12 protein-coding genes are annotated in these 13,245 nt (G+C 73.5%); 3 read left to right on the plus strand and 9 right to left on the minus strand.

What is annotated here, in order from left to right; translation table 11 throughout:
* Positions 1-23: 23 nt before the first annotated feature.
* Positions 24-1,010: an LLM class F420-dependent oxidoreductase gene (locus Q9S36_RS16420; RefSeq protein ID WP_311286039.1), complete on the plus strand. Its 987-nt coding sequence runs from the start codon at positions 24-26 to the stop codon at positions 1,008-1,010.
* Between the two features lie 67 nt (positions 1,011-1,077).
* On the opposite strand, the gene Q9S36_RS16425 is transcribed toward Q9S36_RS16420, so the two are convergent.
* From Q9S36_RS16425 to galT, 5 genes are all read right to left on the minus strand, one after another.
* A complete protein-coding gene (locus tag Q9S36_RS16425; protein ID WP_311286040.1) occupies positions 1,078-2,568 on the minus strand; it encodes a carboxylesterase family protein in 1,491 nt (496 codons plus the stop codon).
* Positions 2,565-3,212, minus strand: coding sequence for a TetR/AcrR family transcriptional regulator (locus tag Q9S36_RS16430; RefSeq protein ID WP_311286041.1), 648 nt, complete (start codon positions 3,210-3,212; stop codon positions 2,565-2,567). Before Q9S36_RS16430 ends, Q9S36_RS16425 begins: the two co-directional genes overlap by 4 nt.
* Positions 3,213-3,277: 65 nt before the next feature.
* On the minus strand, positions 3,278-4,114 hold the full coding sequence (locus Q9S36_RS16435) for an alpha/beta hydrolase (protein WP_311286042.1): 837 nt from the start codon (positions 4,112-4,114) through the stop codon (positions 3,278-3,280).
* Positions 4,115-4,246: 132 nt separating this feature from the next.
* Positions 4,247-5,458, minus strand: a complete 1,212-nt coding sequence (gene galK, locus Q9S36_RS16440) for a galactokinase (RefSeq protein ID WP_311286043.1) — start codon at positions 5,456-5,458, stop codon at positions 4,247-4,249.
* Positions 5,455-6,831, minus strand: coding sequence for a galactose-1-phosphate uridylyltransferase (galT, locus tag Q9S36_RS16445; protein ID WP_311286044.1), 1,377 nt, complete (start codon positions 6,829-6,831; stop codon positions 5,455-5,457). Before galT ends, galK begins: the two co-directional genes overlap by 4 nt.
* A 121-nt stretch (positions 6,832-6,952) precedes the next feature.
* Between galT and Q9S36_RS16450 the strand changes: the two genes are divergently transcribed.
* Positions 6,953-7,939 carry a substrate-binding domain-containing protein gene (locus Q9S36_RS16450; protein ID WP_311286045.1) on the plus strand — a complete coding sequence of 329 codons (987 nt, stop codon included), beginning with the start codon at positions 6,953-6,955 and terminating at the stop codon, positions 7,937-7,939.
* Positions 7,940-8,047: 108 nt separating this feature from the next.
* Here Q9S36_RS16450 and galE read toward each other — a convergent pair whose 3' ends face one another.
* Both galE and Q9S36_RS16460 read right to left on the minus strand, forming a co-directional pair.
* Complete coding sequence (gene galE, locus Q9S36_RS16455) at positions 8,048-9,025, minus strand: UDP-glucose 4-epimerase GalE (protein WP_311286046.1); 978 nt, start codon at positions 9,023-9,025, stop codon at positions 8,048-8,050.
* 45 nt (positions 9,026-9,070) lie between these two features.
* On the minus strand, positions 9,071-9,748 hold the full coding sequence (locus tag Q9S36_RS16460) for a ThuA domain-containing protein (protein WP_311286047.1): 678 nt from the start codon (positions 9,746-9,748) through the stop codon (positions 9,071-9,073).
* A gap of 59 nt (positions 9,749-9,807) precedes the next feature.
* On the opposite strand from Q9S36_RS16460, the gene Q9S36_RS16465 reads away from it, so the two are divergent.
* Positions 9,808-10,929 carry a glycerate kinase gene (locus Q9S36_RS16465; RefSeq protein WP_311286048.1) on the plus strand — a complete coding sequence of 374 codons (1,122 nt, stop codon included), beginning with the start codon at positions 9,808-9,810 and terminating at the stop codon, positions 10,927-10,929.
* A 113-nt stretch (positions 10,930-11,042) separates the two neighbouring features.
* Here Q9S36_RS16465 and Q9S36_RS16470 read toward each other — a convergent pair whose 3' ends face one another.
* Both Q9S36_RS16470 and Q9S36_RS16475 read right to left on the minus strand, forming a co-directional pair.
* Positions 11,043-11,624, minus strand: a complete 582-nt coding sequence (locus Q9S36_RS16470; protein ID WP_311286049.1) for a fasciclin domain-containing protein — start codon at positions 11,622-11,624, stop codon at positions 11,043-11,045.
* Between the two features lie 94 nt (positions 11,625-11,718).
* Positions 11,719-13,164 carry an aldehyde dehydrogenase (NADP(+)) gene (locus Q9S36_RS16475; protein WP_311286050.1) on the minus strand — a complete coding sequence of 482 codons (1,446 nt, stop codon included), beginning with the start codon at positions 13,162-13,164 and terminating at the stop codon, positions 11,719-11,721.
* Positions 13,165-13,245 lie beyond the last annotated feature (81 nt).

The raw sequence follows: 13,245 nt of genomic DNA on the forward strand, positions 1-13,245 counted from the left end.
TCCGCGCTCCTAGGCTGTACTCCATGCGTTTCGGAACCTTCATCCCCCAGGGCTGGCGCCTCGACCTCGTCGACATCGAGCCTGCCGACCAGTGGCGCGTCATGGCCACACTCGCCCAGCAGGCTGACGAGGGCCCGTGGGAGTCCCTCTGGGTCTACGACCACTTCCACACCGTGCCGGTGCCCACCGAAGAGGCCACGCACGAGGCGTGGACCCTTATGGCGGCGTTCGCCGCCGCCACCACCCGCATCCGGCTCGGCCAGATGTGCACGTGCATGGGATACCGCAACCCCGCGTATCTGGCGAAGGTGGCCGCGACCGTCGACCTCATCTCGGGCGGTCGCGCCGAGATGGGCATCGGCGGAGGCTGGTACGAGCACGAGTGGAAGGCCTACGGCTACGGTTTCCCCGGCATCCCGGATCGCCTGTCGATGCTGCGCGAAGGCGTCGAGATCATGCGCCAGGCGTGGACGACCGGTCGCGCGACGCTCGACGGCAAGCACTACCAGGTCGACGGGGCGATCGTTCGCCCGCTGCCGCTGCAGGACGGCGGGGTGCCGCTGTGGATCGCCGGCGGGGGCGAGAAGGTCACGCTGAAGATCGCCGCCACCTACGCGCAGTACACCAACTTCGCCGGCTCGATCGAGGAGTTCGACCACAAGGCCGCCGTGCTCCGCGGCCACTGCGAGGCCATCGGCCGCGACCCGGGCGAGATCACCCTGTCGTCGAACTTCAACACGATCGTCGGCGCCACCGAAGCCGAGGCGCACGACCGTCTCGCCGCGGTGAAGGCGCGCGTGCTGCCGCACGTCGGCCAGGAGCGCGCCGACGCGATCGAGCGCGAGTACCTCGGCTCGCCGGCGTTCGGTTCGGTGGAGCAGGTCGTCGAGCGACTCGCCGAGCGCCGCAACCACGGTCTCGGCTACTCGATCCACTACTTCCCCGAGTCCGCGTACGACCGCTCCGGCGTGCAGCTGTTCGAGCGTGAGGTCATTCCCGCGCTGGGCTGACACAGCGGGTGCGGGCCGCGTCCGTGGGCCGCGTCCGCGCGCGCGGCCCACGGGGCTCACCGCGGGTTCAGATCAGGGCGCGGACGCTCGCGTATCCGTCCTCGATCACCTCGGGTGCGGATGCCGGTCCTCCGAACACGCGGGTGGTGCCGGGCCGCGTCGTCCACGTCGGCCATCCCGGGTCGCCGTGACGCACCAGGGCGACGGCGCCGCCGTGGAGAGCAGCGGCGAGCGACGGCGGCGGCTCGTCACCGGCGATCGCGGTGACGCCGTCGGCGTCGAGGCAGTCGAACCAGAACGGCACATCCAGGCAGTGGAGCGCCCACCGGCGCACCGGCGACGGCCACGAGAATCGGTACACCCACGTCGGCGCGGTGCCGCGCGCGTCGGCCACCCGCACGACGAGGGATCGGAACACCGCGTCGCTGATATAGCGGCCGAGCACCGCCGCCGTCCCCTCGCGCCGCCGGTCGACGTTGACGGCGAGGTACTCGCGCAGGCGCGGGCGGCCGGGGCTCAGGCGCCGCAGGGCGAGAACGGGCGGGATGAACCGGATGGCGCGCGGGGCGTCGTCGAGCACCATCGTGAACTCGTCGTCTGTCGATCCCAGCACGAGCGGCTTGTCCGCGCCGACCCCCGCAGCGATCTGCTCGACCGCGGGGCGCACGACGAGCTCACCGTCGACCATGGGTCCCCACGAGAGCCCGCGCGACAGCAGCGTGCGCGCGGCGCCGAGCGGACCCGGCGATGCCGCGGCCGACGCCTTCTGCTGCAGGGCGGCCAGAGCCTCGTCCGACACCGACCCGAAGCCCTCGGGCGTGGCCTCGACGCCCGCGAGCTCGGCGAGCCGTGCCGACAGCGCGCGAGCTCGATCGGGCGCGACGTCCGCGGGAGCCGCCGACAGCGCCCACGCGCGGTGGAACAGGTGCTGCGCGGCAGGCATCCCGAGAAGCGTCAGCACGGCGCCGCCGCCGGCGGACTGGCCCGCGATCGTGACGCAGCCGGGGTCTCCTCCGAAGGCGGCGATGTTCCGCTGCACCCACTCCAGTGCGGCCAGCCAGTCACGCACGCCACGGTTGGCGGGCGCGCCCGGGATGTAGCCGAATCCCTCGAACCCCAGCCGGTACGACACCGTGACGGTGACGACGCCGTCGCGTGCGAACGCGGCGCCGTCGTACCAGGGGCTCGCCGGCGAGCCCGAGACGAAGCCCCCGCCGTGGATGTAGACGAGGACCGGGAGCGCGGCATCCGCCTCGCCCGGACGAGGGGTGAAGACGTTGACGTTCAGCGTGGACTCGCCCGGGACGCTCGGCTCGGGGATGAGGGTGATGCCCGCGTCGCCGCGCTGCGGCGTGGCGCCGAACGCCCCGGCATCCCGCACCCCCGGCCAGGGCGGAGGCGGAACGGGGGCGGCGAAGCGAAGGTCACCCACGGGTGCCTGCGCGAAGGGGATGCCGAGGAACGCCGCCGAGGACCCCGCGGAGGCGTCGGGTCGCCAGCGCCCGCGCACCTCACCGGACGACGTGCGGACGACCGGGGGCTCGCTGCGGGACGTCATCGCGACGCCGCCTGATCGGAAGAGGCCGCGTCCGCCGAGGCGGCGTCGACCGAGGTCGGGGCCAATGCGGCGAGCAGCTGTGAGATGACGCCCGCCATGTCGAGATCGGGCTCCTGCATCCACTGGATCTGCAGCCCGTCCGAGACAGCCTGCAGGATGCGCGCGAACGCCTCGGGCGAAAGGGCGGGGGTGGCCGCTCCGCGCTCCTGCGACGCAGCGAACGCCGCGGCGGTGCCCTCGCGCATGCGCCGGCTGCGCTCGAGGAACCAGTCGTGCGCGGGGTGGGTGGGGTCCGCCGCGTCGACCGAGAGCTGAGCGAACAGCTGGACCAGCCCCGGAACCTCCGCGTTGTGCCTCACCACGTGGAGGAACCCCTCCGCGACGTCGTCGAGGCTGCCGTGGGGATCGTCGAAGGGGCCGTAGGCGGCGGCGTCCAGTTCGTCGCGCTTGCGGAGGATCGCGGTGAAGAGCTCCTCCTTGCTGTCGAAGTAGTGCAGCAGCCCCGCCTGGCTCAGACCGACCGCGTCGGCGATCATCTTCACCGACGCGCCCCGCAGCCCCTCGCGGGCCACGACGTCGAGTGCGCGCTCGAGGATCTCCTCGCGCTTCGCCACGCCCTTGGCGTAGGAACCCCGCTGTGCCATGCGCCCAGTAAACCCGAATGACGGTTGTTATTCCACGACCGGCGCCCGCGTCGTCACCGGCCGGGTCAGGCGCGCAGGAACATCAGCAGCGCCTCGTTGACCTCCTCGGCGTGCGTGAGCAGCATCCCGTGCGGCGCGCCCTCGATCTCGACGTACGTCGCCTGGGGCAGCAGTTCCTTGAAGCGGCGCGCGGTGGCGTCGATCGGCAGGATGTTGTCCGCGGTGCCGTGGACGATGAGCGCGGGCACATCCACGGCCGGGATGTCCTGCCGGAAGTCGGTCGACCACGTCAGCGGCGCCGCGGCGATCGCGGTGTTGCCGGCGCGATTGGCGGTCTGGATGCTGGCATCCAGCGCGGGCTGCGAGATGCGCTTCCCGAGGTTGTCGTCGAGGTTGTAGAAGTCGCCGAAGAACTCCGCGACGAAGCCGTAGCGGTCCTCGCGGACCTTCGCGGCGATGCCGTCGAAGAAGTCCTGGGGGCCGGCGCCGTCGGGGTTGTCGTCGGTGATCAGCAGGAACGGCTCGAGCGACCCCAGGAAGGCCGCCCTGGCCACGCGCGCGCTGCCGTAGCGGCTGAGGTAACGGGCGATCTCGCCGGTGCCCATCGAGAAGCCGACCAGGACGGCATCCGTCAGATCGAGGTCCTCCATGAGGGCGTGCAGGTCGGCCGCGAACGTGTCGTAGTCGTAGCCGGTGCCCGCCTTGCTCGATGCGCCGAACCCGCGACGGTCGTAGGCGATGACGCGGTAACCGGCGTCCAGGAGCGCCGCCTGCTGGCGTCCCCACGACTCGCCGTCCAGGGGGAAGCCGTGGATCAGGACGACCGGCTGCCCCGAGCCCTGGTCGGTGTAGAAGAGGTCGATGTCAGCCGAGTTCTCGGTCCCGACGGTGATGTAGGCCACAGCAGGCTCCTTCCGGTCGGGCGATCAGATACCCGATCCGTCCTCGACGTTAGGCCCCGGCATCCGCGGGTGCGAGGTCTTGCATTCGGGGGGCGCGTCTGCCAGCGTGACCGCCTTGAGGAAGGGCGGGGGTCAGTCGCGGCCGGCGCCGGTCGACGGGCTCACCGTGAACTGGGTGGGGGAGGCGAATCCGGATGCCGCGAAGGCCGCCGCGACGGCATCCCGCACCTGGTCCACACGCTCGCGGGCGACGAGTGCGATCGCCGCGCCGCCGAAGCCGCCGCCGGTCATGCGCGCGCCGACGGCTCCCGCGGAAAGTGCCGCCTCGACGGCCGTGTCGAGCTCGGGCACCGAGATCTCGAAGTCGTCGCGCATCGAGGCGTGCGAGGCGACGAGCAGCTCGCCGATCGCCGACGCGCCCGACTCGGCGAGCACGCGGACGGTGTCGAGCACGCGCTGGTTCTCGGTCACGACGTGGCGGACCCGCCGGAAGGTCACGTCGTCCATCAGGCCGCGCGCGCGATCGAGGTCGGCCGGTGTCAGGTCGCGCAGGGCGGCCACGCCCATGAGCGCCGCGCCGCGCTCGCACGCCGCCCGCCGTTCGCCATAGCCGCCGGTGGCGTGGGAGTGCTTGACACCGGTGTCCATCACGAGCAGTTCCAGGCCGGCGGCGGTGAACCCCAGATCGACCACCTCGGCCTCGAGCGAGCGGCAGTCCAGGAAGATGCCGGCGTCGGCGCGGCCGAGGTTCGAGGCCATCTGGTCCATGATCCCGGTGGGGGCACCGACGGCCTCGTTCTCGGCGGTCCGCCCGACGCGCGCGCGGGCGACGGGGTCCAGCCCCAGCTGCCACACGTCATCGAGCGCGGCCGCGGTGGCGCCCTCGATGGCGGCCGAGGACGACAGCCCCGCACCGACCGGCACGTTGGACGCGAAGGCCAGATCGACACCGGTGACGGATGCCGCATCCCGGCCGGCTGCCTCGAGAGCCGCCCAGGCCACGCCGAGCGGATAGCGTGCCCACTCCGGGACTTCCTCGCGACGGGCGGGGAAGAGCGCGCCCAGGTCGGCGATCGCCACCTCGACGGGGACCGGGTCGAAGGTCGACACGACGCGGATGACGGCGTCCTCCCGCGTGCCGAGGGCGACGTGGGTGCGGTGCTGGATGGCGAACGGCAGAACGAATCCGTCGTTGTAGTCGGTGTGCTCGCCGATGAGGTTGACGCGTCCGGGTGCCGACCAGGTACCCCGCGGGTCGGAGCCGGTCAGCTCGGAGAACAGGTCGGCGGCATCGCGGGCGGCATCGTGGGGCTCGGCGGCCGCGGTGCGGGGGGTCTCGGTCATGCGGTCACCTCGGGGATGGATGCGACGGCCTCGCGCAGGCGCGCGGCCGAGGTCTCGGGCGGGACGTCGCCGATCCAGGCGCCCATGGCCGCTTCGGATCCGGCGAGGAACTTCAGCTTGTCGGCTGCTCGGCGCGGGCTGGTCAGCTGCAGGTGCAGGCGCACCGCGTCGCGTCCGGTGTGGACGGGGGCCTGGTGCCACGCGGCGATGTACGGCGTGGGCGTGTCGTACATGGCGTCGACGCCTCGGAGCAGGCGCAGGTAGAGCGGTGCGAGTTCGTCGCGCTCGGCATCCGTCGTCTCGGACAGATCGGCGACGTGACGATGGGGCATCAGGTGCACCTCGATCGGCCAGCGCGCGGCGAACGGGACGAAGGCCGTCCAGTGCTCGCCTGCGAGGATGACCCGCTCGGACGCGCGCTCGGCGTCGAGGATGCGCGCGAACAGGTCGGCGCCCTCGCGGTCGAGGGAGCGCAGCACGCTCTGCGTGCGCGGGGTGATGTAGGGGTAGGCGTAGATCTGGCCGTGCGGATGCGGCAGCGTCACGCCGATCGCCTCGCCGCGGTTCTCGAACGGGAACACCTGCTCGATGCCGGGCAGCGCCGATAGGGCGGCGGTGCGGTCGGCCCAGGCCTCGATCACCGTGCGCGCGCGGGTGGGGGACTGGGTGCCGAACGAACCGGAGTGCTCAGGACTGAAGCACACCACCTCGCAGCGGCCGACGGAGGTGCGGGTGCGCTCGAGGCCGGGTGCGTCGAGGTCGGCGAGGTCGCGCGGCGCGTCGTCCGCGGCGGGGTGATCGCCGTGCGCCTCGCGGAGGGCCGGACCGAACGACGGCGACTTGTTCTCGAACACCGCGACGTCGTACCGCGACGGGATCTCGGACGGATTCGTCGGCGTCTGCGGCGCCAGCGGGTCGAGTTCGGCGGGCGGGAGGAACGCCCGGTTCTGCCGCGCCGCGGCGACCGAGATCCAATCGCCGGTGAGCACGTCGCGGCGCATCGTGGCGGTGGCCGGGCGGGCGTCGAGGGTGCGGGCGTCGACGTTGCGGTCCGGGCCGAGGGCGGTGCCGGGGTCGTCGAAGTAGATCAGCTCGCGGCCGTCCGCCAGCCGCGTGGCCCGTCGTACGACGCCGCCGGTGAGGGCCTCGACCGTCTGGGGGGTGGAGCTTGCCCGCCCGGTGGGGTCGGGCGTGCCGGCGGCGACGGCGGGCGTGCCGGGGGCGTCGTCGTCGTCGCCGGGGGCGGGCGTGCTGGGGGTGGGTGCGCCGGGGGCGTCGGTGGGCGTGCCGGGGGCGGGCGTGCCGGCGGCGACGGCGGGCGTGCCGGGGGCGTCGTCGTCGTCGCCGGGGGATCGCAACTCCTGCATGTTCACGTCAACACGGTAGCAAGTGCACCGTGGTAACGTCAACATGCCCGGAGGTGCAGGAGTTGTGATCCTCGCGCCGCGGCGACGGCGGTGTACCACGGGCGATCCGGCAGGGAGGGTGGGGCGGATGACGCAGCGGCGGGTTTCGATGGCCGATGTCGCCGCGCGCGCGGGCGTCTCGGGGCAGACCGTGTCGCGCGTCGTGAACGGCAGCCCGCGTGTGGATCCCGCCACTCGCGATCGTGTCGAGGCGGCGATGGCCGCGCTCGGCTACCGTCCGCATCGCGCCGCCCGCGCCCTGCGCACCGGCCGGTCGCAGACCCTCGGGCTCGTGGTCTCGACCCTGGCCACCGTGGGCAACTCCCGGATGCTGCAGGCCGTCGCCGATGCTGCGACCGCGCGGGGGTACGCCACGACCGTCGTCACCGCGGGGGGACGCGACGCCCTCGACGACGCGTTCGAGCGCCTGCGTGACCAGGGTGCCGACGGTGCGATCGTGCTCAACGAGGCCACGGCCCTGGCGACCGGTGCCGAGGCGCCGGCCGGGCTGCAGCTCGTCGTCGTCGACTCGCCCCCCGACCCGCGGTTCTCGATCGTCCAGTCCGACCACGCCGGCGGAGCGCGCCTCGCCGTCGAGCACCTGAGCGCCCTCGGCCACCGCACGGTGCACCACCTGGCGGGACCGGGCTCGTCGTTCGCCGCCGCCGAGCGTGAGCGGGGCTGGCGTGAGGCCCTTGCCGGGGTCGGGGCCCCGGCATCCGGTCTTCTTCGCGGTGATTGGACCGCGGGGTCGGGCTATCTCGCGGGGCTCGCTCTGCCCGCCGATGCCACCGCCGTGTTCGTCGCGAACGACCAGATGGCGCTGGGAATGCTGCGTGCCCTCGCCGAGACCGGGCGCGACGCCCCCGGGGCGGTGAGCGTGGTCGGCTTCGACGATGTCGCGGATGCCGCGCAGTACCGTCCGCCGCTGACGACGGTGCGGCAGGACTTCGACCTGCTCGGCGAGCGGGCCGTCGCGGCGCTGGTGGCGGGTATCGAGGCGGGCGGGGCCGTGGGCGCCGAGACGGTGCCGACGACGCTCATCGTGCGCGAGAGCACCGCCGCCCCGCGCTGACGGCCGCCGAGCCAGCCCCTGCCGTGCCGCGTGCGCACGTGTCACACCCGTGCGGGAGTTTCACGCACGCGGGGGCGGCGTGCGCACGCGCCCCCGCAACGGCGGGGGTCAGGAGGCGGTGCGGCGGGCCTCCCAGCCACTGCGGACCATCTCGTCGACGGAGTAGCGGTTCGCCCAGTCGAGGTCGCGTGCCGCGAGGTCGCCCGTGGCCACGATGCGGTCGGGGTCGCCGGCACGGCGCGGACCGATCTCGGGCAAGAAGTCGATGCCCGTGACGCGGGCCATCGCGTCCATGATCTCGCGGACCGACAGGCCGTTCTGCGAACCGAGGTTGTAGGCGGCCTCGACGGGCTCGGCGGCGACCATCCGCTGGGCGGCGACAACATGGGCGGCGGCGATGTCGGCCACGTGCACGTAGTCGCGCACGTTCGTCCCATCGGGAGTGTCGTAGTCGTCGCCGAAGATCTTCGGGGTGCGCCCCGCGACGAGAGCCTCGAACACGAGGGGGAAGAGGTTGTGGGGGCTGGTGTCGTAGACCGACGGGTCGCCGGAGCCGACGACGTTGAAGTACCGCAGCGACGTGTGGCGAAGCGGCGCCTCGGTGCCGGCGGTCGCGACCGCCTGGTCGCGGATCAGCCACTCGCCGATCAGCTTGGACTCGCCGTACGGCGACGCGGGCCGCTTGGGCAGATCCTCGGTGACGAGCTCCACGTCGGGCGTGCCGTAGACGGCGGCGCTGGACGAGAAGACGATCCTGCTCACGCCGGCTGCGGCCATCGCCTCGAGCACGACGCGCGTGCCGTCGACGTTCTGCTCGTACGTGTGCAGCGGGCGGGTGACCGAGACCCCCGCGTACTTGAAGCCGGCGACGTGGATGACCCCCTCGACCTGGTGCTCGCGCAGCGTCCGCTCGACGAGGTCGCGGTCGAGGATCGAGCCGCGCACGAGCGGCACGCCCTCGGGCACGAAGCCCTCGTGTCCGCTCGAGAGGTCGTCCAGGACGACGGGCGGGAGGCCGGCGGCGGCGAGTGCGCGGACGACGTGGGCGCCGATGTAGCCGGCGCCTCCGGTGACGAGCCAGGACATGGGTCTCCTCGGATCACGGTGGGGGTCGGCATCCATTGTGCCCGGTCAGCCGCGCGCGCGTCGGCCCGCCCAGTCGGCGGACTGCCGGATGAGGCGCTGCACGTCCGGCGAGTCGTATGCGCGGGCGTCGTGTCCGAAGGCCGAGACGACCGCCCGGGCGGGCGCCTCGCGGACCCAGACGAGCGGATGCCGCGTGCCCTCCAGCTCGTGCGCGACGAGCACCTCGATGTCGGTGTCCACGATGAGGTCGCTGTAGAGCTCGTCCGTCGCCGCGATCTCGTCGAGCCCGGCCACGACGGGGTGGGATGCCGCGACGGCGACCCGCGCCGGCCCGAGCGGCGGGTGCCACGACGTTCCGGGCAGCCACTCACCGCCGATGGCCGCGCGGTAGGCGGGGTAGTCGCGCAGCGACGCCGTCGCGCTGTGCAGGGCCAGGATGCCGATGCCGCGCTCCAGGGCGGCGTGCAGTCCCTCGGTTGCGGCCGCCGGGGGAGTGATCGCGACGTCCGGTCCGTCGCCGGGGTTCCGCCACGGGTCGCCCGCCGACACCACGAGGAGGTCGACATCGCGCAGCCGGGTGAGGGCACGGTCGACGTCGTCGTCGATGTCGACGGTCCAGCCGTCGTCGCGCAGGATCGTGGCGACCGCGGCGCCGGTCGCCTCGTAGGGGTGCCAGGGGTCGGCGTACCGTCCGGTGCCGACGGCGATGAGGGCGTGGGGCATGCCTCGACCTTATCCCAGGCGGGATAGCGCTTTCCCGACATTTCGGGGACAATGGGGGGATGCCACGCACCATCGTCCTCGCCCCCGACAGCTTCAAGGGCACGATCGGTGCGGTAGCGGCGGCGGCCGCCCTCGCCGAGGGCTGGCGCTCGGTCGACCCCGTCGCCCGCCTGCGCGCTCTGCCCATGGCGGACGGAGGCGAGGGCACGCTCGACGCTTTCGCCGCCGCCGTTCCCGGGGCCCGCCGCATGCCGGTGACCGTCACCGGGCCCGAGGGGACACCGGTCGCGGCATCGTGGCTGCTGTTGCCGCCGACCGCCGACACACCGGCAGGGACCGCCGTCGTGGAGCTGGCGTCCACGAGCGGCATCGAACTGCTCGGCACGCCGCCGCGGCTCCGCCCCTTCGACGCCGACACCCGCGGGTTCGGCGAGGCGATCGCCGCGGCCCTCGCACGCGGCGTCTCGCGCCTGGTTCTCGGGATCGGCTCGAGCGCCTCCACCGACGGCGGTGTCGGCATGCTGACCGCGCTCGGCGCGCGATTCACGGATGCCGCGGGCGAACCCCTCGTGCCCGGCGCCCGCGGGGTGGGCGCAGTCGTCCACGCGGACCTCTCGGGCCTCGCGCCCCTGCCCGTCGGGGGCGTGCACGTCCTCAGCGACGTGACAAATCCGCTCCTCGGCGACCGCGGAGCCGCCTCGGTCTTCGGGCCGCAGAAGGGCCTGCCTACCGCCGACATCCCTGCGACGGACCGCGCGCTCGCCCAGCTCGCGCGTCTCCTGCCGGCAGACCCCGAGACTCCCGGCGCCGGCGCCGCGGGCGGCACCGGCTTCGGCCTGCTCGCCTGGGGGGCACGACTTGTCCCGGGGTCGACCGCGGTCGCCGATCTCATCGGGCTCCCCGCCGCGCTGGAGGAGGCGGATCTCGTGGTCACCGGCGAGGGCTCGTTCGACGGTCAGTCGGCGGCCGGGAAGGTCCCGGCTCGCATCGCGGAGCTCGCCGATCGTTCGGCGACAGCGGTCGCGCTGGTGGCGGGGCGGATCGCGCCCGATGCCGACGCGGCGCGGTTCGCGGCATCCGTCTCGCTCACCGTGCTCGCCGGCTCGGCCGAGGCCGCGATGGCCGATCCCGCACGCTGGCTGCGGGAGGCCGGAGCGCTGCTCGCGCACAAGCCGGCCTGACCGCTCCCCGGCCCAACCCGGGCTGACCGCTCCACGTGCGTGCCCGCCGGGCGACCGGCACACGCCACGGGGCGGGCGACGCCTTGCACTCGTCGCCCGCCCCGTGGCGAGGGTCAGCTGCCGGGGACCAGCACCCGGTCGATCGTGTGGATGACGCCGTTCGAGGCCTGGATGTTGGAGGCCTTCACGACGATCTTCGGGTCTGTGAGCGCGGGCGACTCGTCGACGAGGTTGACGCCGCGCACGGTGACCGCTCCGCCGTTGGCCATCTCGATCGTGCCGGCGCGGACGGCGCCCGGGAAGGTGACCTCGCCGCCGACGGCGTGGTAGAGCAGGATGTTCCCGACCTCGGCCGGCGAGTACGCCGTGGCGATCGTGGTCAGCGCATCGGCCTCGCTCGCCGGCGCCGTGCCGGTGAGGTCGGTCACGAGCTTGAGGAACGCGGCGTCGGTGGGAGCGAAGACGGTGAGCGAGGCGTTCGGGTCGTCGAGGACCTCGACCAGCTCGGCGTAGATGACCGCCTGCACGAGCAGGTCGTAGTCGTTCGGGTTGTCATCCGGTGCGCCACCGCCGGAGGCGGCGATCGCGATGTCGACGATCGAGTCGTGGTCGTCCGCGTAGGCGGGCGCGGCGCTGAATGCGAGGGCGGCGACCGCGGTGGCGGCGGTGGCGACGGCGAGACGTGACTTCTTCATCGGAGTGCTCCTTCGTTGCGGGGGTGCGGCTGATGCCGACACCATGTGTTCCGCTGGACGGGCTCCGGTGGATGCACCTCGCGCCGAATTGCGATCAGGGCACGCGCAGCTCACCGTTCCGGCGGTGGGGGAGCAGGCTGAGGGTGTCGTCGCGCAGCACGGCGGGGAGGAGCCGCTGCGGCGCGTCCTGGAAGACCACCGGGCGCAGGAAGCGGCGGATCGCGGTGGCGCCGACCGAGGTGTGCAGCGAGGTCGTCGCCGGCCAGGGGCCCCCGTGGTGCTGCGACCACGTGACCGCGACACCGGTCGGCCAGCCGGCGAACAGCACGCGCCCCGCGCGGCGCTCCAGCAGCGCGAGCACGTCGGCGACGTCGTCCTCCTTCTCGCTGTGGATCGTGGCGGTGAGCGAGCCGGGCACCGCGCGGAGGGCGGCGAGCAGATCGTCGTCGCCGTCGTAGCGCACGAGCAGGGTGACCGGGCCGAAGCACTCCTCCAGAAGCGTCTCGGGGCGTGCCGCGACAGCCGCGGCATCCGTGGTCAGCACGATCGGTCGCGCCGATCCGTCCTCGGCGGGTGCGCCATGGGCGAGCACCTCGACCGACGCGTCGGCCTCGAGGTGTGCGATGCCCTCGGGGAAGGCGGCCGTGATCCGGTCGGTCAGAAGCGGTCCGCCGGCCGTGCTCGGCACGAGCGCCGCGACCAGGTCCTCGAAGCCGGCGTCCCGCGGCACGAAGACGACCCCGGGCTTGGTGCAGAACTGCCCGATGCCGAGGGTGAAGGAGCCCACGAGGCCCTGCGCGAGCGCGTCGCCGCGAGCGGCGACCGCCGCGGCGGTGACCACGACGGGATTGACGCTGCCGAGCTCGCCGTAGAACGGGATCGGGTCGGGGCGCCCCGACGCCAGATCGAACAGGGCGCGCCCTCCGCCGAGCGAGCCGGTGAACCCGGCCGCCTGGATGACCGGATGCTGCACGAGGGCGTTCCCGGCCTCGCGGCCTTCGACCAGCGCGAGCGAACCCGCAGGCGCGCCGGCGGCCTCGAGCGCGTCGGCGACGATCTCGGCGGTCCGCGCGGAGAGCCGCGGGTGCCCGGAGTGCGCCTTGACGATGACCGGGTTCCCCGCGGCCAGCGCCGAGGCGGTGTCGCCCCCGGCCACCGAGAACGCGAACGGGAAGTTCGACGCCGAGAACACCGCGACCGGCCCGACTCCGGTGAGCATGCGGCGCAGCTCGGGTCGAGGGGGCGTCGCGCCGGCATCCGCGTCGTCGACGGTGAGCTCGAGGTACGAGCCCTCCTCGACGACCGTGGCGAACAGGCGCAGTTGGCCGGTCGTGCGACCGACCTCGCCGCGCAGTCGGGCCTCGCCCAGCCGCGTCTCGGCGTCGGCGATCGCGACGAGGTCGTCGGCGTGGGCGTCGAGGGCGTCGGCCGCTGCGCGCAGCCACGTCGCGCGCTCGGCGGCGCGCGCGGCCCGCCATACCGGGGCGGCGGCCTCGGCCGCCGCGGCGTACTGGTCGAGCTGCTCGGTCGTGGTGGTCATGCGGGTTCCTTCCGGGAGGTCGGCGGGACGCGGGGAGGGTGGTGAGCCGTCGGCTGTGTCGGCTCGCTGGAGCAGAGGGCG

This window comes from Microbacterium sp. ARD31 (assembly GCF_031844425.1).

Bases quoted from the DNA above. Each gene is read 5' to 3' on its own strand.
- Q9S36_RS16430 (WP_311286041.1), bottom strand. From the start codon at position 3,212: ATGGCACAGCGGGGTTCCTACGCCAAGGGCGTGGCGAAGCGCGAGGAG.
- galE (WP_311286046.1), bottom strand. From the start codon at position 9,025: ATGTCCTGGCTCGTCACCGGAGGCGCCGGCTACATCGGCGCCCACGTC.
- Q9S36_RS16425 (WP_311286040.1), bottom strand. From the start codon at position 2,568: ATGACGTCCCGCAGCGAGCCCCCGGTCGTCCGCACGTCGTCCGGTGAG.
- Q9S36_RS16450 (WP_311286045.1), top strand. From the start codon at position 6,953: ATGACGCAGCGGCGGGTTTCGATGGCCGATGTCGCCGCGCGCGCGGGC.
- Q9S36_RS16470 (WP_311286049.1), bottom strand. From the start codon at position 11,624: ATGAAGAAGTCACGTCTCGCCGTCGCCACCGCCGCCACCGCGGTCGCC.
- Q9S36_RS16460 (WP_311286047.1), bottom strand. From the start codon at position 9,748: ATGCCCCACGCCCTCATCGCCGTCGGCACCGGACGGTACGCCGACCCC.
- Q9S36_RS16465 (WP_311286048.1), top strand. From the start codon at position 9,808: ATGCCACGCACCATCGTCCTCGCCCCCGACAGCTTCAAGGGCACGATC.
- Q9S36_RS16420 (WP_311286039.1), top strand. From the start codon at position 24: ATGCGTTTCGGAACCTTCATCCCCCAGGGCTGGCGCCTCGACCTCGTC.
- galK (WP_311286043.1), bottom strand. From the start codon at position 5,458: ATGACCGAGACCCCCCGCACCGCGGCCGCCGAGCCCCACGATGCCGCC.
- Q9S36_RS16475 (WP_311286050.1), bottom strand. From the start codon at position 13,164: ATGACCACCACGACCGAGCAGCTCGACCAGTACGCCGCGGCGGCCGAG.